Raw genomic sequence first — 23,308 nt, 5'->3', positions numbered from 1 at the left:
AAAACGACAAAAAAAGGGTCTTTTATGCCTGCTGCTTCCTCTCAGTATTACACCCGTACCGCACAAATTCTGCATTGGGTGATGGCAATTATTTTCATCGTCGCATGGGTTATTGGCTTTTATAGTGGAAATTTTTTAAGCTATGACGTTGATGGCAGCTTTAAAGGTGATGTGATTACGTTGCACAAGAATATTGCAACCACCATTATCTTTTTAGTCATTATCCGGATTTTATGGCGCTATACACATCCAGCTCCCAAACTACCTGACACCATGTCACCGATGATGAAAACTCTGGCACACGTGGGTCATCTATTCCTTTATGTAATTTTAGTGGCTTTACCTGTCACTGGTTGCTTGTTTAGTTGGAGTGCTGGTCACCCTGCCCCTGTTTTATATTTATTTGAAATTCCGCGTTTAGTGCAAGATAACCCAGAGCTTTTAGCTGTTGTTAAACCATTACATATTTATATTTCTTGGTTTGCCGGTTTTCTCATTGTTGGGCATGTACTTGCAGCTTTGAAACATCACTTTATTGATAAAGACAATATTTTAAATAGTATGACCAAACAGCCTAAATAAACCTGATGTATAAAAAAACCGCCTATCACAGGCGGTTTTTTTTTTTAGATTTTTTGGATTTCTGCAATCCACTTTTGTTTCTCTTCATCTGAAATGAAAGAAGCTTCAAAAGAATTAATTGCGAGTTGTTTCAACTCATCATTGTTTAAGTCTAATGCTTGCTGAATGGCAAAGAAATTATCATTCATATATCCACCGAAATATGAAGGATCATCTGAGTTAACCGTCACATGTACGCCTTTTTGTAAAAGACGGCGGATATTATGATCTTTCATATCCTTAACAACACATAGCTTTAAATTACTTAAAGGACAAACCGTTAATGGCATTTTTTCATTAATTAAACGCGTCATTAATTGTTCGTCCTCTTCAGAACGCACACCATGATCAATACGATTCACTTTAAGTAGATCTAAAGCTTCCCATACATATTCAGGAGGACCTTCTTCACCAGCATGAGCAACGATTAAGAAACCTTCTTCACGCGCCTTAGCAAACACACGTTCAAATTTAGCTGGCGGATGCCCTACTTCACTTGAATCAAGGCCTACAGCAATAATATCTTGCTTAAACGGCAGCGCTTGTTCAAGCGTTTCAAATGCAGCTTCTTCACTTAAATGACGTAAGAAACACATAATCAGTTGAGAGCTGATACCAAACTTAGCTTTGGCATCTACACAAGCACGCTTTAAACCATTAATCACAGTTGAGAACGCAACACCACGGTCTGTATGGGTTTGCGGATCAAAGAACATTTCTGTGTGAACGACATGATCTTCGGCACATTTCTCAAAATAAGCCCATGCTAAATCATAGAAGTCTTGTTCATGTACAAGAACATTCGCGCCAGCATAGTAAATATCTAAGAATGATTGAAGATTATGAAAGTTATAAGCTTGCTTTACTTCTTCAACAGATTTGTAAGGAATCTGAATCTGATTGCGCTGGGCAATTGCAAACATTAATTCAGGTTCGAAAGTCCCTTCAATATGCACATGCAATTCGGCTTTTGGTAAGGCGCGAATCAGCTCGACTTGATTCATATTAACTCCACGTCTAAAGAAAAAAGGGTGTGGTCAAAATCACACCCTTTTATAATTTTCTTCTTATTGAAAACTATGTCTAAGATAGCTCAAGAAGAAAATTATAAAAAATCATATTAACCGCCAAACGCGATAAATTTAAATACCCAAAGTGCAGCAATAATCCATACCATGTACGGTACAGTTTTTGCCTTACCCGTGAACAATTTAACTAATGCATAGCTAATAAAGCCCATTGCAATACCATCAGCAATAGAATAGGTAAATGGCATAAATACAATGGTTAAAAATGCTGGAACAGCTTCAGTAATATCATCCCAATCAATGTGAGTGATTCCTTGGATCATCAACACACCAATGAACAATAAAGCTGGCGCCGTTGCAAAACCTGGTACAGATTGAGCAAGAGGTGCTAAAAATAAACAGCAGATAAATAAGACTGCAACCACAACAGCAGTTAAACCAGTACGTCCGCCTGCTGCTACACCTGAAGCTGATTCGATATATGGTGTAGTTGAAGATGTACCTAATGCGGCACCTGCAACGATTGCAGTAGAGTCTGCAAATAATGCTTTCTTCAAACGAGGTAATTTACCGTCTTGTAAAAGACCTGCACGGTGTGAAACACCAACCAAAGTACCTGTACTGTCAAACAAGTCGACGATAAAGAATACGAAAATGACGCCGACCATACTTGCAGTAAATAGACCTTCAAAGTCCATTTGCATGAATGTTGGTGCAATTGAAGGAATTTGACCCACTACACCCTTAAATTCATTTAAACCTAAAGCAGTAGCGATGGCCGTAACAACTAAAATACTAATAATGATTGCGCCACGAACTTTTAATTGGTGTAAAACCACAATCATTAAAAATCCGAATAGCGCTAATAATACTGTAGGCTGTTTGATATCGCCCAAACCGACTAATGTCGCTTGGTTATCAACAATGATTCCAGCATTTTTTAGTGCAATCAGCGCTAGGAACAAACCAATACCACCGCCGATTGCAAACTTAAGTGACATTGGAATCGCATTAACAATCGCTTCACGAATTTTAAAGAAGCTAATTGCAAGAAAGACAAGGCCTGAAACAAAAACAGCGGCTAAAGCTGTTTGCCATGGCACGCCCATTCCCATACAAACCGAGTAGGTAAAGTAAGCGTTTAAACCCATACCAGGGGCCAGTGCGATCGGATAATTAGCAATGATCCCCATTACTAAACATCCGATTGCTGCTGCCAAACAGGTTGCAACGAATACGGCACCATGATCCATGCCGGTTTCAGATAAAATGAGTGGATTGACAATAATGATATAACACATCGTTAGGAATGTAGTTACACCAGCAAGAACTTCAGTTCGGAAAGTGGTTTTATTGTCGCTTAGCTTAAATAAACGCTCTAACCAGCCTGCCGAAGAATTGGGCGCCGCCATAAGTAGCCTCTATGCAAAATCTGAACTGTGGAATATTTACGTCTATGTAGGTCTCTGAACAATATTGTTTTTCTGTTCAGTCCTATAAACAAGAATCTCAAATTTAAGAAGCAACAAATATGCCACTCATTTGATTTCTAGCTTTATACATAGCAAACAACCACAGCCCCTCTTGAAACACAAAAAAGCTGCATAACCCCTATGCAGCTTTTTTACTATACGTTCAATAAGTTTAACAGATTCAACAGAAACATGATCAAAATTTATGAAAAGATATGACCAATGACACTGTAAAAAGTTAGAAATTTATAGCTCGTTATTGCTAGAAAATAATTTTTTTCTCGCCTATATATTGTTGCATATGAAAAGAAGCTAAATTGCTGTGATGAGCATGATTCGGATTTCGTTCGATACTTTGCAGGTTTTTTTCAGCTTCTTGTATGATCTGCATTAGCTCTTGATGTCTTTTATTTTGAGTATCTAAATAAGCCCAATACCCTAATACAAAGACGATACCCACACACAACACTATTAATACTTTATTGATCATTATTATTATCTCTATGTTTTTAATGTTAATGATCTTAACAAAAAATTATAGCTTTGTGAATATTTTCACATTTATTTACAATAACACACTCTTATTCAAATTATTGAAAATAAAAGTTATTTTAAAAATATCATTAAAAAAACTAATAAATACTAAACTTTTCCATTGAAAAGTAACTTTGTTTAATAAGAGCTTATTTTAGTTATTTTTAATATTATCTTTTTATCGGTTTTAACTCTTAAGTTATTTTAAAGATAGAGCATAGACAAATGTGTATATGGCTTGAAATTTCTTTTTATTTGCTAAGCTTTAAATGAAATAAAGAGGAACTATTTTCGTTAATTTACTTTTCTTTAAAATTGTTTCTTTAGCGACTAATTTCTATGTTGCATGTTTAGCTTTAAAAGTAAAAATTCATCTCAAAGAAATCTTCATCTTATTTAAAAAATATTTTTTCTCCTTTGACCCTATTGGTGGACTAGCAAAATTACGTTCAAGTTTCATCGTTCCATAAATCACACCAAGCTTTCTATTTTCAGAGATTTATTCCCATAAACGCTACGATAAAATGCACTCAGATAAAAAATTAAATGAGGAGAATACATCATGTTTGATATGCGTTTATCTCACGAGCGTGGTGCAGCACATCATGGTTGGTTACAATCAAAACATAGCTTTTCATTTGCTAACTATTGGGATCCTAAACAAGTCGGTTTTTCGGACCTCCTTGTAATTAACGATGATAACGTTGCTCCATCTAAAGGCTTTGGTACTCACCCTCACCGCAATATGGAAATTATTTCCTATGTGCTTGAAGGCGCATTAGAGCATAAAGACTCGATGGGTACAGGTTCTGTAATTGTACCAGGCGATATTCAGCTGATGAGTGCAGGTCATGGTGTTGCTCATAGTGAATTTAACCATTCAGCTCAAGAAGGTGTTCATTTCTTGCAAATTTGGGTTGTTCCAAATGAAGTGAATACAGAGCCAGGCTATCAACAAGTTCATATTGATGAAGCAGACAAACGCGGTAAATTGCATTTGATCATCTCACCAAAAGGTGGTGAGAAAACTTTATCGATCAAACAAGACATTAATATTTACTCAGGTCTTTTTGATGGTGAAGAAACTGCTGAATTTGTAATTCCTGAGGGTCGTTATGTGTACCTACACGTTGCCAAAGGTCGTGTTGATGTAAATGGTAAAACTTTTAATACTGGCGACGCAGCACGTATTCGTGACGGTGGAAGCTTATCGTTTACCAATGGTGATAACGCCGAAATTTTGATTTTCGATATGCGTCCTGAAGAAGTTCCAACCATGCCATAATGCAACTAAGCCCTCACATAAAGTTTATGTGAGGGCTTTTTATATTGTTTAGTCGACTTATGAAAATGCTATCTCTGCTCAATGCTCTTCTGAACGCGCCATCTCTGTGTTGATATAACTCATGATCATAGTGGTTAGCCCCTGTACCATTTCATCAAAACTAATATAAGGGTTTGGCAAAATAAGATGCCGTGCGACATTAAAAATTCCACTATTGATACAGATATACGTAATTACGGGTAAATTATTAATTTTTAGGTATTTGGGATTATGCATCATATATTTCATGATGACTTCCATTAAAGCCTGTTCAATTTTGGGAATGTATTTGTCGTACTGCAATTCCCCTGCATAGCGCAAAACAGTCAAATAGCGGTCATTATTTTTCTTTAATAAATCACTAAAAGTATAAAAAATCATTTCAATGACAGGCTCTAACTCCAACTGTAAAATCGTCGGTGTAAGCTCTGTAATCATGTCCAGAATTTCCCGAACAAAAAAGTGATTCATCGCATCATAAATTTCTTCTTTATTTTTAAAATATTCGTATAAAGCCCCGACACTCACTCCTGCAATTTCTGCAATATGACGTGTCGTGGTTCCACTCGGTCCATGAAGTGCCACCGCAATAAAACCTGCTTCAATAATCGTGTCGACAGTGACTTTGGCTCGAGTTTGACGAGGTTTACGCGTAGTCATACGATCTAATCAATAATCCGAACATAAAGTCAGATTAGCATGTAATCTAACTCGGTAGAAATAAAAAAACAAAATCCGAATAGTTGTCAAACTTAGGTGAAAAAACTGAGAAAAACAGATCTCAACTTATCAATCAATCGATGCTTTTATTTACTATTTTCCGAGATCAGGAATAAATTTAATTTGTTATATTTCAAAAATATAAATCAAATTTATTTAAAATTATTATTACAAAGAATGTCTATAAAATACTTTTATATATTTAAAAATTTACCCGAATTGAATCCGAACATAATGTCAGATTAATATGAAAAAATTAAAGAAGACTCTTTAAGCAGCTCTTTTGTCTGCCTCGGTTCTTCTTCCGTTATTCAGCCAAATAATCAAACAAATAACGGAGCAACAACACCGTAGTCAATGCAGAGAATCATCTGTTTTTGAAAATGGAATTTTACAGTGCTTTGTTGATCATTGAGTTTATTGATTTTCATCAAAATGCACCACTACTTTGCTTCAGGGTGTCGCCATGATCTCGACCGCAGTTAAAAAATCATTCAACAAACTTAAATTTCAGCGTGAAATTGAGCTACCAGATTTTGCTAGCAAAAGCTCAATTCCAATCAGACATTTAAATATTGGTTTTGATGGTAAAGAAATTGATGTCAGATTCTATATGGACAATCAATTTGCTACTTTGTTTTTTGCCACACTTTCGGTATTTTTAACTTACGGTGAAGATCTGGTGATTGAAACCGCTCGCCATCACCGTGAATTTATCAAAGATCCAATATTAAAGCAGCGAGTAACGTCGTTGATTGGCCAAGAAGCAATTCATTCAAAATTGCACAATGAATATAACGATGCCCTTCAAGATGCTGAATATCCTGTTGCGCTATATCGTTTTCTTGGCTCAAACTTCTTTAAGTATGTTTTCTTAAAGTTTCCACAGCCACTCAAATTATCAATGATGGCAGGTATTGAGCATTTTACTGCGGTACTTGCTGAATACATGATGAAGCACGAAAAGAACTTCTATTATTCAGATGACGAGAAAAGCCGTGCATTGTGGATGTGGCATATGCTTGAAGAATCTGAGCATAAAGATATTGCCTACGATGTCTATCAACTTTTAAATGGTAATTATGCACTACGTGCGTCTGGTTTCTTCCTCGCGCTATTTACCATTTTAGGTTTAATCCCTGCGACTACATTATTTGTTCCGGTTTTAAGAAAGCCACAAGAGATGCTGACCTTGAAATTCTGGAAGGACGCCCGTCGTGGTGTAGGCTTAATCTTTGGTCCAAAAGACGGAGTTTTCGGCAGTACGATTGGTCAAATTCTTGACTACTTACGCCCAGACTTTCATCCAAATGATCATGATACGACTGAATATCTTGAGTATTACAAAAAGAAATTGCTGACCGAAGGCGGCGCAATTGCACCTTACTTTGTTAAAGAATTTACCCCACCAGTACGCATGTCTTAATCGTCCTGTATTTCCAGCTATCGAACAGATAGCTGGTATCTCTTCAAGCTATTTATGGATGAATCATGATTTTATTTGGCAAAAAGAAAGTTAAACCAAGCCAAAAAGCTTATGCCGTAGTGACGGGTGCAGGCAGTGGGATTGGTCGAAGTTTTGCACTTGAACTTGCAAAACGTGGTGGCAGCGTAGTGTGTGCAGATATTAATCTCGAAGCTGCTGAAGAAACAGTAAAACTTCTTGAACAAGAAGGCGCCAAAGCTTTTGCTATGCGTTGTGATGTGGGTAATGCTGAACAGGTTAATCATCTAGCTGAAAGTGCTGAAATCTTACTTGGACATCCTGTAACTCTTGTCATTAATAATGCTGGTGTGGGTTTGGGTGGCAAGTTTGACGAGTTAAGCCTAGAAGACTGGAACTGGGTCATGAATATTAACCTTTGGGGTGTGATTCACGGTTGTCATGCATTTGTTCCAAAGTTTAAAAAGCTAGGTTACGGTGCAATTATTAATGTGGCATCTGCTGCATCTTACACTGCTGCACCAGAAATGACCGCTTATAACGTGACTAAAGCGGGCGTGCGTGCGCTTTCAGAAACGCTTTCGGCTGAACTGCATAAGTTTAATATTAAAGTGAATGTACTCTGCCCGACGCTGGTTCCAACCAATATCATTAAAAATGGTCGAATTCCAGGACGCTATTCAAAGCTAGCAGACCATGCGCTGATGAACTATGCCTTCACGACAAGTGACGATGTTGCAAGATTAACACTTAATCGCCTTGATCAGGATGAGTTGTATACCATTCCTCAAATTGATGCAAAGTTATTCTGGCTCATGAAACGTGCATCGCCAAGCTTGTATAACAAGTTCCTTGGCACATCGTACAAATTATTTAAATAAGAAATTTATAGGTAGTACACATATGACTGCTCAAATGAAAACAAATGCTTCAGCAAAAAAAGCTGTCAAATCACCAAACCATATTTTCGATACTTTTATTGTGGGTGCTGGCATTTCAGGTATTGCCGCTGCAATTCGCCTAGATCAAGTTGGTTATACCAATTATAAGATTATTGAAAAAGCTGGCCGTGTTGGTGGAACATGGCGTGAAAATACCTATCCAGGTTGTGGTTGTGATGTACCTTCTGCTCTTTATTCTTACTCATTTGCACCAAGTGCAAAATGGAGCCATTTATTTGCGCGCCAACCAGAAATCTTAAGTTATCTGGAAGATGTGAGTAACGAGTTTAATGTTACGTCTAAAATCGAGTTTAATAGCGAACTGCTCAACGCAGCATGGGATGACTCACGTCATGTGTGGGTACTTGATACCAGTACTGGTCAATATTTATCTAAAACCGTTATTTTTGCCACAGGTCCAATTACCGAAGCTCAAATTCCACGTCTTGAAGGCTTAGAAACATTTAAAGGCGAAATGTTCCATTCAGCGAAATGGAACCATGATTATGATTTGACAGGTAAACGCATTGCCGTGATTGGTACTGGTGCATCTGCTATTCAGTTTGTGCCACAAATTCAACCAAAAGCGAAAGAACTGTTTGTGTTCCAACGTACAGCACCTTGGGTATTACCAAAACCAGATACAGACTTGGGCGAGTTTAGTAAATCAGTCATTGCTAAATATCCGGCTATTCAGGCGAGCTGGCGTAAAAGTGTAGCGTTAACACTGAATGCAATTAACTTTGGTTTACGTAATCCACTTGCCCTAAAACCAGTAAATGTATTGGGTAAGCAATTACTTAAATTGCAAATTAATGACCCAGTGTTACGTAAAAACGTAACGCCAAACTTTGATATTGGTTGTAAACGTATTTTATTCGCTAACAATTATTATCCAGCGCTACAAGCACCAAACACGACCTTAATCCCTCATGGGTTGGTTAAAGTTGAAGGCAATACGGTGGTTGCTGCTAACGGTGAACGCCACGAAGTTGATGTGATTATTTGGGGTACAGGCTTTGAAGTGTCCCACCCACCAATTGGTAAACGTGTTCACAATGAAAAAGGTCAATGTCTACAAGATATCTGGAAAAATAGTTCACCAGAAGCTTACTTAGGCACCAACATTGAAAATGTACCAAATGCATTTTTAGTTTTGGGACCGAATGTACTGGTTTATGATTCTTTCATTGGGTTAGCAGAAGCACAACTCGACTATATCGTAGATGGCTTATTGAAAATTAAACACAAAGGAATTAGCAAGTTAAATGTTAAATCTGATGTGATTAAAAAGCACAATGACTTGGTTCAAAAACACCTGCAAACAACTGTATTTAATAGTGGCGGATGTAAGAGTTATTACCTTGATGCCAACGGTCGTAACTTTGCCGCATGGCCTTGGTCATTGAAAAAACTTAAACAGCGTTTGAAAAAAGTAGATTTGAAAGATTATGAAGTGACGTATCAAACGACAAAAACTCACTAATTTGTAATTTCGATCAAATCCGTTGTAAGAAAGAGGCAGTGTATTTTAAGTTTTCATGAAATACACTGCCTTCTTCGTTGAATATCTTCAAGAAATAAAAAAACAGGATAAAGATGAAAGAAGGACAATCAAGTCGTACTGCTGAAGCCGCTGCTGCATTACGAGCCAATCATTTTCAAAATACACAGAACCCTGTATTTTCAGACCCTTATGCTTTTGAACTAACGAGTAAAGGCTGGAAAAAACTTCTATCTAACACACTGATTGTTAAACTCATGAATTCTGCGGTGTTAAACCGCACTTTAGGTTTACTTACTGGGCAAGTGGTCGGGCGCTCCCGTTATGCCGAAGATTTACTTGATCTAGCAGTTCAACAGAACACTGAACAATATGTATTAGTGGGTGCTGGCCTAGACTCTTTTGCACTACGTGAATCACACCACTACCCTACTTTGAAAATTTTTGAAGTGGATCATCCTGATACTCAAGCGGCCAAACAGACTAAGCTAAAAAAGTTAGGGAATATTCCTGCTACCGTTGAATTTGTTGCGATTAACTTTGAGAAAGAGTCTATTTCAGAAGCATTAAACAGAAGTCTCTACGATTCATCTGCTCCTGCATTTTTTTCATGGTTAGGCACAACTCATTATTTAAATCCGCAAACGACCTTACAAACTTTAAAAAGTATTGCCAACTTTGCTGCAAACGGTAGTGAAGTGGTACTCGACTATTCGACCGATTTTCAGGAATTAAACGGTATTGAGCGACTTGGAAGTATGGGCGTTGCACAATTTACCTATTTGCTGAAAGAGCCTTTATTGGGCCAATTTAAACCAAGAGATTTACATCAGGCCGTGGAGCAGATGGGATTTGAAGTGGTCGAAGATCTTTCCGGTGAAGCCATCACTGAACGATATTTTAATGCACGTATCGATGAAATTCGCCACACCTCAGCAACACGGTTATTGCATTTGCGTTTAAATAGAAAATAATATTGAAAGCCAACTTAGACTTTAAGTTGGCTTTTTTATAATCAAGATTAATAGCACCATTACCAGCTTGAACGCGGCTCTGGCCCATCGACATGCTGATTTAAAAATTGGCGTAAATGATCTAAAAAATGCGCGACTTTAGGTGACAGATTCAGTCTCTCTAAATACACCGCATAGACATCTGCTGGTGGTGTTTCATAGTCCGCTAGCACTTGAACTAATCTACCACTTCTTAAATATTTTGCTACGTCCCACTCTGCTCGCATCAAAATACCATAGCCTTCTAAGGCCCAATTTAATGCAACTGCCCCATCATTGGTACTTAGTTGCCCATGAACTTTAACAGTTTCAACTTGTTTGCCATGACTTAACCGCCAATTCCCATAAGCTGAATCATTTTGCCGAATCACAATACACTGATGCTGTGTTAAATCATGAGGAGTGAGTGGTTGCCCTGCCGTTTTTAAATAGCTAGGTGATGCACATAATAAACGGCGGTTGGCTGCCAATTTTTTTGCAATTAGACGTGAATCAGGTATTTCGCCAAAGCGGATTGAGACATCAATGGCTTCATCTGGCAGATTAATCGGGCGGTCTGTTAAATGCAGTTGGACATCGACATCAGGATAGATTTTGGCAAATGTAGAAATCGCTGGCGCAATATAAGAACGGCCAAAGCCTAAAGGAGCATTCACACGCAATACCCCTTTGGGTGCTGCCCGACTACTTGAAACCAAACGCTCCATTTCATCAATCTCTTTTAAAATACGAACCGCATTTTCAAAGTAGACCTCACCTTCACTGGTTAAACTAATTCGGCGTGTTGTTCTATTTAAAAGCCTTACACCTAAACGCTCTTCAAGTTGATTTAAACGTCTGGAAACCGCAGGTGGAGTCAAGTTTAACTCTCGTGCCGTCGCGACAAGACTTCCTTGTTTAACCAATAAACAAAAGAAAGCTAATTCCGTATCTGCATTCATGATTATTAAGTTTTTTGCAATAGTGATTTAACTTTATATCGATTCATCAGTTTTTTAAAGGGTTTAACATCCATTTCAATATTTCCCGACATAAGCCATCTCTTATTTAAGAGCATAAAAATATCCGCAGAAGGAATGCTGTGGATGAACGGGAAAAGCCATCTAGCCGAATCAATAGCGGTAAAGAAAGCGAAAACTACCAATCAGGATTGGTAGTCATGAATATGGAGTCATGACATGGAAATGGATATTGAAAAGCGAACGTTACGTCGAATTACTTGGAGAATCGTACCGTTTATTATGTTGTTATACCTTATAGCCTATATCGACCGCGTCAATATTGGTTTTGCCGCACTCACCATGAAAGAAGACTTAGGCTTTACAGCCTCGGTTCTCGGGTTTGGTGCCGGAATTTTCTTTTTGGGCTATTTCTTATTTGAAGTCCCATCCAACATTATTTTGCATAAAGTCGGTGCCCGTATCTGGATTGCTCGAGTCATGGTGACATGGGGCCTGATTGCAGCCGGTATGGCGTTTGTAGAAAGCTCAACCAGCTTTTACGTTATGCGATTTTTACTCGGTGTTGCCGAGGCTGGCTTCTTTCCCGGCATTATTCTGTACTTAACTTACTGGTTTCCTACACGACATCGCGCTGGTGTGATTGCTTTATTTATGGCAGCCGCCCCAATTGCCACAGCAGTGGGTTCACCAATCTCTGCCGCTTTACTTGAAATGCATGGAATTTGGGGGCTCGCTGGCTGGCAATGGATGTTCATTATTGAAGCAATACCAGCACTCATCTTAGGCGTTGTCGTTTTTAAATATATGACTGACCGCCCTGAACAAGCCACTTGGTTAAGACAGGATGAACGCGAATGGCTTGTAAAAACCATGAAGGAAGAAGATGTTGGAAAAAATGGTCATCAGCATCACAGCATTCTTCGCGGTCTTGCCAACCCACGGGTACTTGCCCTTGCATTGATTTATTTCGGAACATCGGCTGGACTTTATACCCTCGGCATCTGGGCACCACAAATTATTAAACAGCTTGGCGTAACGTCTATGACTGTGGGGCTTTTAAATGCCATTCCACCAATCGTTTCTGTCATTGCCATGGTTTTATGGTCTCGACACTCTGACCGCACCAATGAACGTACATGGCATGTTGCTCTAGCGTGTTTAACCGCAGCAGTTGGTCTCGCAATTGCAGCAGGCACACATAACGTCATTGGATTAATTACAGCACTTACCATTGTGAATGTCGGTATTAGCTGTGCCAAGCCACCGCTATGGAGCATGCCAACCATATTCTTGTCAGGATCAGCCGCAGCAGCAGGCATTGCCACGATTAACTCAATTGGAAATTTAGGCGGGTTTGCAGGCCCTGCCATGATCGGCTGGATTAAAGATCAAACTGGAGACTTCACAGGTGGACTCTATTTTGTTGCAGGCCTACTCATCATCTCGACCTTACTGACACTAGTGCTGAGCTTCTCCCAAAAAGTGAAAGTAAACGCTGCCAAAGCAACCCAATAACCCTATTTACACCAATTAGATCTGAACAAGTTTCTTCAAGGAGCACAACATGGACAAAGATATTGCAGTCCAGTCCCTTACGGACACCATGGCCAAATTTACGGCTTACATTGGAAAACGCCTACCTAAAGATGTGAAAAGCAAGTTAATTGAACTGCGTACTTTAGAAACCAATCCATTGGCTAAATCAGTTTATGACTCGATGGAAGAAAATCAGCAAGCTGCCGATAAACTCAACCGCCCAAGCTGCCAAGACACGGGTGTCATTCAATATTTTGTTGAAGCAGGTGCTAACTTCCCTTTGCTTGGTGAACTTCAAGATATTTTGAGCGAAGCAACTGCTGAGGCAACTCGTATAGGTCCTTTACGTCACAACGCTGTGGAAACCTTCGATGAAAAAAATACGGGCACAAATACAGGTACTCAAATTCCATGGTTAGACTGGCGTATTGTGCCTGAACTCGACACTTGTACCATTGATGTCTATATGGCGGGTGGCGGTTGTACCCTACCGGGTGCGGCAAAAGTTTTAATGCCAGGTCAAGGCTACGAAGGCGTTGCTGAATTTGTGATGGATGTTATTACCGAACGCGGTGTAAATGCCTGCCCACCGTTACTGGTTGGTGTAGGCGTATCAACTTCGGTTGAAACCGCAGCTCGTCTTTCTAAACTCGCGATTATGCGTCCGGTTGACTCAACAAGTGAGAACCCACGCGCTGCCTTAATGGAACAACTGTTAGAACAAGGTCTTAATGAAATTGGTATTGGTCCTCAGGGGCTCACAGGGAATAACAGCGTAATGGGAGTCAATATTGAATCTTCTGCACGCCACCCATCAACCATTGGGGTTGCCGTAAATACAGGTTGCTGGGCACATCGTCGTGGCAAAATTAAGATTAACCCAGATATGTCGTATGAAATCTTGTCTCATGAAGGAGTTGTACTATGAAAAAAATTCTGACAACTCCTATTAAAGATGAAGATCTTTTAGACCTTAAAGTCGGTGATGTGGTTTATTTGACTGGCCGTTTAGTGACTTGTCGCGATGTTGCCCATCGCAGACTGATCGAACAAGGTCGAGAACTGCCAGTTAACCTTGAAGGCGGAGCGATTTTTCATGCCGGCCCTATTGTGCGCAAAAAAGGTGAAAACGACTTCGAAATGGTTTCGATTGGTCCAACAACCAGTATGAGAATGGAAAAATTCGAACGGGAATTTATCAAGCAAACTGGCGTAAAGCTTATTGTGGGTAAAGGTGGCATGGGACCAGAAACAGCTGCTGGATGTCAGGAAAATATTGCCGTTCATGCCATTTTCCCAGGTGGGTGCGCAGTTCTCGCAGCAACCTTAGTTGAAGAGATTGAAGGCGCTGAATGGCAAGACCTAGGTATGCCAGAAACCCTTTGGATTAACCGTGTGAGAGAATTTGGTCCTCTCATTATTTCTATCGACACCAAAGGCAACAACCTGATTCAACAAAACAAAGTTGAATTTCAAGCCAAGAAAGCACCAATTTTAGAAAAAATCAGTAAGCAACTAAGCTTTATTAAATAAACTGCTCTTTAATGAAGGGAAAGCAAAAGCACCCTTCATTTTTTTATTTTTGTACTAAACGCATGGCATGAGGTGTTTTCCCATGCCATCTTTTATAAGCATGAATAAAGCTGGCAGGTTCTGCATAACCTAACCACTCGGCTATTTGCTCAACCGAAGCTTTTGGTAATACCAAATACTGCTCAGCTAAAACCTGCCTGACCTCTTCACGAATTTGTATAAAAGTCATTCCCTCTAATGCCAAGTGACGGCGTAAAGTTCGTGCATTTAAATGCAATCGGTCAGCCACGATTTGCATAGAAGGCATTTCCCCTCGCACATTCATAAGTTGCTGTTGCACTAAGGTTGTAAATTTATTTTGTGATTGGCGTTTTTCTAATATTTGACGGCACTGTTCTTCTGCTGTATGTAGCACTAAATCATTTGCCATAAGTAGCTTTTGATCTACTTTTTGCGGGTCAAGAATTACAAAGCTTTTAGCTACACCAAATTCTGGCATCACACCAAATAAATCCTGATAAGGCTCGGCATCACCTTTGAGTTGGAAAGAAAAAGCCAAATACTGGCAAAAGTTATCCTGTACCAAATCTCGCTGTACCGTAATAAGCGCAGCGGCATCGCGTTCAATAATGAATTGACGCACTGAAGATGGAATATCTTGCTCATCAATTTCGATACGGATTCCTTGCGGTGTATCCGACACATCAAAGCGGGTAAAAGCAAAGGTTAATGTAAAATAGGTCAATGCCAAATCTAGTGCTTCACGAATGCTGGCGCTACTCATCAGAGCCATACCTAATGGCCCAAATGTGGTGAAATGATAGCGCGTACCTACCTCTAAACCTAATGTTGGTCTGTCTCCCAGTTGCTCAACCAAGTTATGAATCAGCTGTAATTCCTGATGGCCTGTCACCACCATATTAGGGTCGAGTAATTGTTGTTGGCTAAGCCCTGTCCCTTGCAAAATCGTCTGATAAGAAATGCCCGATTCCACCGCAAAATCAGCCATTAACCGAACACTATGTACACTGCGTTCAAAAGCCCATGCATACTTCACTGTATTGCTCAGAATGTCCTCGAATCACAATATTTTGTCCTCATCCATCCTCTAAATCAAGCAAATAAACGTCTATTCTGCATACAGGAAATTGCAATTTTTTCGCTCACTGTTTTTAAGGATTTAGAGCAGCCCATGTTTAATTCGTCGTCTAATTCAAATAAAAATGTACGCATCGCCATTATTGGCACTGGTTTTGGTGGTCTAGGACTTGCCATTCGTCTCAAACAAGCAGGTTTTGAACAATTTACGCTCTTTGAAAAAGCTGCCGATGTCGGCGGTGTCTGGCGTGACAATACTTATCCGGGCGCTGCCTGTGATGTGCCTTCTCATCTATATTCTTTTTCTTTTGAACAAGAGCTAGGCTGGAAAAATCGCTACGGGACATCTCAAGAGATTTATCAATATTTACGCCACTGTGCGGATAAATATGACATTCGTCCACATGTTAAATTTAATACTGAAATAGCCAATGCAGAATTTGATACTCTGCAAGGTGTATGGCACATTCAAAGCACGACTGGCGAACAATTTGAAGCTGAATTTTTAGTGGGCGCGGTAGGCCAACTTAACCGCCCAGCCTATCCAAAACTTAAAGGTATTGAAAACTTTAAAGGTAAGGCATTTCACTCAGCACGTTGGGATCATGACTATGACTTAACTGGCAAACGTGTTGCAGTCATTGGCACAGGTGCAAGCGCAATTCAGTTTGTACCTGAAATTGCTAAACAAGTTGCCCATCTCGATGTTTATCAACGCTCGGCACCGTATGTTATTCCCAAACCGGATCGGGTTTACCAGCCTTTAGAGAAAAAGGCGTTCCGTAAATTACCAATTTTGCAAAGTCTAGACCGTGCTTTGCAATATGGACACCATGAAATTCGCCTACTTGCTTTTACAACTTCACTCAATGAAATGCCGTTGGTGGAATATTTATTCCAACGTCACATCCGTAAAGTCGTTAAAGATGGGAAGTTACGCCACCGCTTAATGCCGGATTACCCAATTGGTTGTAAACGTATTTTAATCTCTAACCACTGGTATGAAACACTGACCCAGCCTCATGTCGATGTGATTAATACGGGCATTCAAGAAATTACTGAAAATGGAATTTTAGATACGGACGGAAATCTGCGTGAAGTCGATACCATTATTTATGGTACAGGCTTTGCCGCAACAGAATTTATGGCGCCCATGCAGATTACAGGTCTTGATGGCCGCACCTTAAAAGACACATGGAAAGATGGTGCAGAAGCTTATCTCGGCTTAACTGTGAGCGGCTTTCCAAATTTCTTTATGCTCTATGGTCCAAACACTAATCTTGGGCACAACTCAATTGTGTATATGATTGAAAGCCAAGTAAATTATATTTTAGATGCCATTCAAACAACCCTACAAAACAAACTTTTGTTCACCAATGTTCGTGCAGAAGTTCAACATGAGTTTAATCAAAGCATTCAAGAAAAAATGAAAAAAACTGTCTGGGCACAAGGTTGTACCAGTTGGTATCAAACTGCTGATGGCAAAAATACCAATAACTGGCCAGGTTTTACTCTTGAATATCGACAACGTACTCGTCGCTTCGATATTGAAAACTACACTCAGGTGTCGGCTATTTCTTAAACAAGCTTCACCATAGGAAATGAGAAAAATAAACGGAGAATTTTATGAAGTCTTTTAAAAATAAAGTCGCAGCTGTGACAGGTGCGGGCTCTGGTATTGGACAAGCACTTGCCATTGCATTAGCCAAACAAGGTTGCCATCTGGCACTTTCCGATATCAGTGAAGCTGGATTAGCTAAAACAGTCGAGCTTTTGGCACCTTATTCTGTCAAAGTCACAACTCAAAAAGTTGATGTAGCTAAGCGTGATGAAGTTGCCACTTGGGCAAAGGCAGTAATAGATGAACATGGCCAAGTTAACCTGATTTTTAATAATGCTGGTGTCGCAATTGGTAGTACGGCTGAAGGTGTGAGCTATGAAGACCTTGAATGGCTGATTGGTATTAATTTTTGGGGTGTAGTCTATGGCACCAAAGAGTTTTTGCCTTACTTAAAGCAAAGTGGTGATGGGCATATTATTAATATTTCCAGTATGTTTGGCTTAACAGCTCAACCAACTCAAAGTGCTTATAACGCCAGTAAATTTGCCGTTCGTGGTTTTACTGAATCATTGCGCCAAGAACTCGATCTACAAAATGCTGGAGTGAGTGCGACCTGTGTGCATCCGGGTGGTATTCGCACCAATATTGCAAAAGCTGCCCGCATGAATAATAGCGTCCAGTCTTTGGGAATGGACCCTCTAAAAAGTCAGGATGCTTTCGATAAATTACTTCGCACCCCTGCTGATGATGCAGCTCAACAAATTTTGGAAGCTGTTCGCAAGAATCGTCGCCGTTTACTCATTGGAGCCGATGCAAAAGCCGTTGATGTGATTCAGCGTATTCTTCCGCAAGGCTATCAAAAGATCTTTGCAGTCGCGACTGCTTGGCAAACTCGCCTACTCAACAAATCAGCAAAATAAAAATAGTGGTCAGCATGCTCTTAATCTTAAGAGATGCTGATTAATCTAACATGCTTAGTATGAGTCCTTATTATGAAGCAGCTTCTTGCATGGACCATCCGTACCACACTACGTCCAGCTTTATCCCCTAAAACACCACTAAAGCTACAACGTTTTTGTAGCGATGCAGCCAGTGCAATTGTGCTTGGGCCACGTGGTTATCAAACAAAAAAGCAAACAATTGCTCAAGTAACGACAGTCCATATTCAGCCCAAAACGACTCAATCAGGACGCGGCATTTTGTATTTACATGGCGGAGGCTATGTGGTGGGTAGCTCAAAAAGTCACACCAAGCTTGCTGCTCAAATCGGACATGCAGCTCAAGCACAAGTCTGGTTACCTGAATATCGCCTAGCCCCTGAGCACACAAGCCCTGCTGCTATTGAAGACGCCGTTGCTGTTTATAAAGCTTTACTTACTCAAGGACAAGACCCGAAGAAACTCATAATCGCTGGGGATTCTGCGGGCGGCGGACTGAGTTTAAGTACTGCAATTGCAATACGAAATGCAGGGTTACCGTTACCAGCAGCATTAGTTTTACTTTCACCGTGGGTTGACTTAAGCCTCTCTGGAAGCACGATTAAAACTCATGCAGCTCAAGATGCGATGCTGTCAGAGGACTGGTTAGCATGGTGTGCAAAAAACTATTGCGGACAAAAATTGGCAACCGATGCTACCTGTTCCCCACTCTATGCCGACTTAACTGGATTACCGCCTATTTTGATTCATGTCGGTACAGAAGAAGTCTTATTAGACGATGCAAAAAGGCTTGCTGAACAAACAGAAAAGTATGGTATTCCGGCGAACTTAAGGGTTTATGACCGAGTCGGACATGTTTTTCAATTCCACGCGGGTATACTAAACGAATCTAATGACTCGATTGAGCGCATTGGGCAATTCATTGATAAACATACACAGTCAATATAAAAATATCGCCAGAGAGGAGTCCTCGGCATGACAACAAACAATTATGACTATGATTACCTCATTATTGGTTCAGGCTTTGGTGGTAGTGTTTCTGCTTGCCGTCTAACCGAAAAGGGCTACTCTGTTGCTGTAATGGAAATGGGGCGACGCTGGGAAGCTAAAGATTTTGCTAAAAATAACTGGAATACCCGTCGCTGGATTTGGCGACCGGGCATGAAGCTTTTCGGTTATTTCAACATGCGTTTTTTTCGCCATGTCACCATTATTTGCGGTAATGCTGTAGGCGGGGGCTCAATTACCTATGCCAATACCCTACTGGTTCCACCTGAACATATTTGGGATGAAGGCACGTGGGCAGATGCGGCGGACTGGAAAAATGAAATGCCTCAGCACTATGCTAAAGCAGAACGTATGCTTGGCGTGACTGATAATAAAATTTTCGGCCCTGCCGACCACATGCTAAAGAAAATGGGTGAAGCAGTCGGTGTCGGCCATACATTTAAACCTACTCGTGTTGCAACTTTCTTTCCACCGGAAGGTGAAGAAGGTGGCAAGACCTACCCTGACCCTTATTTTAACGGCGAAGGTCCAGACCGTGGCACTTGTACCGCATGTGGCGGTTGTATGACGGGTTGTAAACACAACGCAAAAAATACATTAGATAAAAACTATTTGTACTTTGCCGAAAAAAATGGCGCCAAGGTTTATGAAGAAACCAAAGTCGTTGATGTTAAACCACTCAATGGTAAAGCCGATGGCAGCGATGGCTATGAAGTTACGACTGAATGTTCAAGCTCATGGTTTAACAAACAACGCCGTACATGGCGTGTTCGTAATGTGATTTTCTCAGCATCTTCTTTAGGTACGCAAGAAATGCTGTTCCGTTTAAAACAGTCTGGTTCTCTGCCAAATATTTCTGATGATTTGGGTAATCGAGTACGTACCAATGCCGAGTCGATTTTAGGCGTTCGCTTTTTTGGCAAAGATGTCGACATGAGTAAAGGGGTTGCGATTGGTTCAAGTATTTACCTTGACCATGACACTCACATTGAAGCGACTCGTTACCAAACTGGCTCAGATGCCATGGGCCTTATGTGTACTTACATGGCTAAAGGTAAACCGGGTTGGACGCGTATCTTCTTTTGGTTATGGGCACTCATTTGCCATCCATTTATTTTCCTTCGCATGAGTAACCCTGTCAGTTTTGCACGCCAGACTTTAATTTTCTTGGTGATGCAAACAGCAGATGCCTCTATTAACATGCGCTTGAAACGTAATTGGTTCTGGCCTTTTGGCAAGGTGTTATCGAGCGAAGGTAAAAAGCTACCTGTGTATATTCCGCAGGCCAATGCATTTACCGAAAAAGTCGCCAAAATGTTTAATGGTCATCCAATGACGACTATTACCGAAATTTTGTTTAATGTACCTTTTACAGCCCACTGTATGGGTGGTTGCGCAATTGCTTCAAGCCCAGAGCGTGGCGTGGTAGATGGACAAAACCGTGTCTTTAACTATAAAAACTTATATGTTGTGGATGGTTCAATGTTAGGTGCAAATTTGGGGGTTAACCCAAGTCTCACTATTACAGCTCTTGCGGAACGTGCAATGTCGTATATTCCCGCTAAACATACTTTGGATGAGCAACAAGGTTATAGAGCAGATGCAGAAACCATAGAGATCACCAAAGCTTCTGCTTAAACTGCGAGTTGTTTTATAAAAAAAGCCTATTTAAAAATAGGCTTTTTTCCTTCGCTTTTTAAATTACATCGCTACGGCTTTAGCACGAGCTGCATGCAATTTTTTATAGCTCTCGATCAGACGTAAATGGCGATCAAGTCCTTCTAGTTTCATGCTTGTTGGTGTTAAACCATAGAAACGAACGCTACCATCGACAGAACCTAATACTGCGTCCATTCGTGTGTCACCAAACATACGGCGGAAATTAGTCAGGTAGTCTTCAAGCTCTAGTTCTTCATCTAACATCACTTCAAGCACCACGTTCATGCAGTGATAGAACAAGCCACGCTCAACGGTGTTGGTGTTATATTGCAAGTAAGTTTCGACAAGCTCTTTTGCCTCTTCAAATTGTTGTAAAGCAACATAAATTAGCAATTTCAATTCTAAGATAGTGAGTTGACCCCAAACTGTATTGTCATCAAATTCAATACCAATGAGTGTGGTGATTTCAGTGTAATCGTCTAACTCGCATTCCTCTAAGCGCTCAACCAATGCCTCAAGCTGCTCATCATCCAAACGATGGAGATTTAGAATATCTTCACGGAATGAAAGTGCCTTATTTGTATTGTCCCAAATCAAATCTTCAACAAGATAAATTTCTGAATAATCCGGTACTAAAATACGGCAAGCTGTCGCACCTAAGTGCTCGTATACTGCCATATATACTTCTTTGCCCATCTCTTCGAGAATACCGAACAATGTTGCAGCTTCTTCTGCATTCGACTCTTCGCCTTCGCCAGAAAAATCCCATTCAACAAAGTCATAGTCAGATTTAGAGCTAAAGAAGCGCCAAGATACCAAACCGCTTGAGTCAATAAAGTGCTCAACAAAGTTGTTCGGCTCAGTGACCGCATTACTTTGGAAAGTCGGTTGAGGCAAATCATTTAAGCCTTCAAAACTACGGCCTTGAAGTAATTCAGTCAGACTACGTTCTAACGCAACTTCAAAACTTGGATGCGCACCGAAAGATGCAAACACCCCACCTGTACGCGGGTTCATCAAAGTCACACACATTACAGGGAACTGACCACCTAACGATGCATCTTTAACTAATACAGGGAAACCTTGCTCTTCTAAGCCTTTAATACCAGCAACAATACTCGGGTATTTTGCTAATACGTCTTCAGGAACGTCTGGAAGTGCAATTTCACCTTCTAAAATTTCACGTTTAACAGCACGTTCAAAAATTTCTGACAAGCATTGAACTTGGGCTTCTGCCAAAGTGTTGCCCGCACTCATACCATTACTTAAGTATAAGTTTTCAATTAAATTTGATGGGAAATAGACAACTTCACCATCAGACTGGCGCACAAAAGGTAACGAGCAAATGCCGCGCTCTACGTTACCTGAGTTGGTGTCATATAAATGCGTGCCAAGTAACTCATCATCTGGGTTGTAAATCTCAAGACAATATTCATCTAAGATTTCTTTAGGTAATTCACCATTTGGACCCGGTTTAAACCATTTTTCATCTGGGTAATGCACAAATTCAGCATTGGCAATGTCTTCACCCCAGAACTGGTCGTTATAGAAGAAGTTACAGTTTAAACGCTCAATAAACTCGCCTAATGCAGACGCTAAAGCACTTTCTTTAGTTGAACCCTTACCATTAGTAAAACACATCGGAGACTGGGCATCACGAATGTGTAATGACCACACATTTGGCACGATATTACGCCAAGATGCGATTTCAATTTTCATGCCTAAATTTGCCAAAATGGCAGACATATTGGCAATAGTTTCTTCTAATGGCAGGGCTTTACCTTGAATATAGGGATGGCTTTCTGAAGTTAAGCTTGGCAATAACAATGCTTGTGCATCTGCATCGATGCTTTCAACTTCTTCAATAATAAATTCGGGTCCCGTTTGAATCACTTTTTTAACAGTACAACGGTCAATCGAACGTAAAATCCCTTGGCGATCTTTCTCTGAAATATCGGCTGGTAATTCAATTTGAATTTTAAAGGTTTGCTTGTAACGGTTTTCAGGATCAACAATATTATTTTGCGATAAACGAATATTATCGGTTGGGATATCTCGAGCGGCACAATACACTTTTACAAAGTACGCTGCGCACAATGCTGAAGATGCTAAAAAGTAGTCAAATGGGCCCGGTGCCGAACCGTCACCCTTGTAGCGAATTGGTTGATCGGCAATTACCGTAAAGTCATCGAACTTAGCTTCCTGTCGAAGATTGTCGAGATAATTAACCTTGATTTCCATGCTGGCACCTAAATATTTTTATGTGTCAGCACAGACACATAAAATCTAAATATTGAAAAATAAGCCGAATCACAGCGAAGAAATTGACTTAAAAAATGAGAGATTAAAGCCATATGTTTAATGAGCGACTCAATTGGCTTTAATAAGATTGGCGGTATTATAGAGGGATTT

The 23,308-nt window shown here is 40.1% G+C and carries 20 protein-coding genes; 13 read left to right on the top strand and 7 right to left on the bottom strand.

Annotation, left to right across the window (positions count from 1 at the left end; all coding sequences use genetic code 11):
• Window positions 1-24 precede the first annotated feature (24 nt).
• Window positions 25-582 (top strand): cytochrome b, encoded by a 558-nt coding sequence (locus J690_RS20565; protein ID WP_005076999.1) that lies wholly within the window; start codon window positions 25-27, stop codon window positions 580-582.
• 44 nt (window positions 583-626) lie between these two features.
• Here the strand turns inward: J690_RS20565 and J690_RS20560 are convergent, their stop codons facing one another.
• The 3 genes from J690_RS20560 to J690_RS20550 form a co-directional block, all read right to left on the bottom strand.
• Window positions 627-1,625, bottom strand: a complete 999-nt coding sequence (locus J690_RS20560) for an adenosine deaminase (protein ID WP_032038029.1) — start codon at window positions 1,623-1,625, stop codon at window positions 627-629.
• A 116-nt stretch (window positions 1,626-1,741) separates the two neighbouring features.
• Complete coding sequence (locus J690_RS20555) at window positions 1,742-3,061, bottom strand: NCS2 family permease (protein WP_005070381.1); 1,320 nt, start codon at window positions 3,059-3,061, stop codon at window positions 1,742-1,744.
• 322 nt (window positions 3,062-3,383) lie between these two features.
• Entirely contained in the window at window positions 3,384-3,611 is a 228-nt protein-coding gene (locus J690_RS20550) for a hypothetical protein (protein WP_002163179.1), read from the bottom strand.
• Window positions 3,612-4,217: 606 nt separating this feature from the next.
• Here J690_RS20550 and J690_RS20545 point away from each other — a divergent pair.
• Window positions 4,218-4,940, top strand: coding sequence for a pirin family protein (locus tag J690_RS20545; RefSeq protein ID WP_032038026.1), 723 nt, complete (start codon window positions 4,218-4,220; stop codon window positions 4,938-4,940).
• A 78-nt stretch (window positions 4,941-5,018) separates the two neighbouring features.
• Here J690_RS20545 and J690_RS20540 read toward each other — a convergent pair whose 3' ends face one another.
• On the bottom strand, window positions 5,019-5,639 hold the full coding sequence (locus tag J690_RS20540) for a TetR/AcrR family transcriptional regulator (protein ID WP_032015117.1): 621 nt from the start codon (window positions 5,637-5,639) through the stop codon (window positions 5,019-5,021).
• Between the two features lie 526 nt (window positions 5,640-6,165).
• Here J690_RS20540 and J690_RS20535 point away from each other — a divergent pair.
• The 4 genes from J690_RS20535 (at window position 6,166) to J690_RS20520 (ending at window position 10,562) form a co-directional block, all read left to right on the top strand.
• Window positions 6,166-7,125 carry a metal-dependent hydrolase gene (locus J690_RS20535; RefSeq protein WP_032038023.1) on the top strand — a complete coding sequence of 320 codons (960 nt, stop codon included), beginning with the start codon at window positions 6,166-6,168 and terminating at the stop codon, window positions 7,123-7,125.
• Between the two features lie 65 nt (window positions 7,126-7,190).
• Entirely contained in the window at window positions 7,191-8,024 is an 834-nt protein-coding gene (locus J690_RS20530) for an SDR family NAD(P)-dependent oxidoreductase (RefSeq protein ID WP_032038021.1), read from the top strand.
• 22 nt (window positions 8,025-8,046) lie between these two features.
• Window positions 8,047-9,570 carry a flavin-containing monooxygenase gene (locus J690_RS20525; protein ID WP_032038013.1) on the top strand — a complete coding sequence of 508 codons (1,524 nt, stop codon included), beginning with the start codon at window positions 8,047-8,049 and terminating at the stop codon, window positions 9,568-9,570.
• 113 nt (window positions 9,571-9,683) lie between these two features.
• Entirely contained in the window at window positions 9,684-10,562 is an 879-nt protein-coding gene (locus J690_RS20520; protein WP_032038010.1) for a class I SAM-dependent methyltransferase, read from the top strand.
• A 59-nt stretch (window positions 10,563-10,621) separates the two neighbouring features.
• Here J690_RS20520 and J690_RS20515 read toward each other — a convergent pair whose 3' ends face one another.
• Window positions 10,622-11,542, bottom strand: coding sequence for a LysR family transcriptional regulator (locus tag J690_RS20515; protein WP_002163157.1), 921 nt, complete (start codon window positions 11,540-11,542; stop codon window positions 10,622-10,624).
• A 237-nt stretch (window positions 11,543-11,779) separates the two neighbouring features.
• Here J690_RS20515 and J690_RS20510 point away from each other — a divergent pair, with 237 nt between their 5' ends.
• From J690_RS20510 to ttdB, 3 genes are read left to right on the top strand one after another with little or no spacing between them, the layout of a single operon-like run.
• On the top strand, window positions 11,780-13,078 hold the full coding sequence (locus J690_RS20510; protein ID WP_032038008.1) for an MFS transporter: 1,299 nt from the start codon (window positions 11,780-11,782) through the stop codon (window positions 13,076-13,078).
• A 49-nt stretch (window positions 13,079-13,127) separates the two neighbouring features.
• Window positions 13,128-14,027, top strand: a complete 900-nt coding sequence (gene ttdA, locus J690_RS20505) for a L(+)-tartrate dehydratase subunit alpha (protein ID WP_000356537.1) — start codon at window positions 13,128-13,130, stop codon at window positions 14,025-14,027.
• Window positions 14,024-14,632, top strand: a complete 609-nt coding sequence (gene ttdB / locus J690_RS20500) for a L(+)-tartrate dehydratase subunit beta (protein ID WP_000722967.1) — start codon at window positions 14,024-14,026, stop codon at window positions 14,630-14,632. Before ttdA ends, ttdB begins: the two co-directional genes overlap by 4 nt.
• A gap of 43 nt (window positions 14,633-14,675) precedes the next feature.
• On the opposite strand, the gene J690_RS20495 is transcribed toward ttdB, so the two are convergent.
• Window positions 14,676-15,689 (bottom strand): AraC family transcriptional regulator, encoded by a 1,014-nt coding sequence (locus J690_RS20495; protein ID WP_032038005.1) that lies wholly within the window; start codon window positions 15,687-15,689, stop codon window positions 14,676-14,678.
• Between the two features lie 135 nt (window positions 15,690-15,824).
• On the opposite strand from J690_RS20495, the gene J690_RS20490 reads away from it, so the two are divergent.
• The 4 genes from J690_RS20490 to J690_RS20475 all read left to right on the top strand — a co-directional run bounded on the left by J690_RS20490 (window position 15,825) and on the right by J690_RS20475 (window position 20,875).
• Window positions 15,825-17,312: a flavin-containing monooxygenase gene (locus J690_RS20490; protein ID WP_032038003.1), complete on the top strand. Its 1,488-nt coding sequence runs from the start codon at window positions 15,825-15,827 to the stop codon at window positions 17,310-17,312.
• Window positions 17,313-17,356: 44 nt separating this feature from the next.
• On the top strand, window positions 17,357-18,211 hold the full coding sequence (locus tag J690_RS20485) for an SDR family NAD(P)-dependent oxidoreductase (RefSeq protein ID WP_032038001.1): 855 nt from the start codon (window positions 17,357-17,359) through the stop codon (window positions 18,209-18,211).
• Between the two features lie 72 nt (window positions 18,212-18,283).
• Complete coding sequence (locus J690_RS20480) at window positions 18,284-19,177, top strand: alpha/beta hydrolase (protein ID WP_032037998.1); 894 nt, start codon at window positions 18,284-18,286, stop codon at window positions 19,175-19,177.
• Window positions 19,178-19,204: 27 nt separating this feature from the next.
• On the top strand, window positions 19,205-20,875 hold the full coding sequence (locus J690_RS20475; protein WP_032037995.1) for a GMC family oxidoreductase: 1,671 nt from the start codon (window positions 19,205-19,207) through the stop codon (window positions 20,873-20,875).
• Between the two features lie 63 nt (window positions 20,876-20,938).
• Here J690_RS20475 and J690_RS20470 read toward each other — a convergent pair whose 3' ends face one another.
• Window positions 20,939-23,137 (bottom strand): OsmC domain/YcaO domain-containing protein, encoded by a 2,199-nt coding sequence (locus J690_RS20470; RefSeq protein ID WP_032037992.1) that lies wholly within the window; start codon window positions 23,135-23,137, stop codon window positions 20,939-20,941.
• Between the last annotated feature and the right edge of the window lie 171 nt (window positions 23,138-23,308).

This window comes from Acinetobacter sp. 742879 (assembly GCF_000588535.1).
In the GTDB taxonomy this organism is placed as follows: Bacteria; Pseudomonadota; Gammaproteobacteria; order Pseudomonadales; family Moraxellaceae; genus Acinetobacter; species Acinetobacter pittii.
Note: the sequence above shows the minus strand (reverse complement) of the source record. Positions and strands in the feature narration are given on the sequence as shown.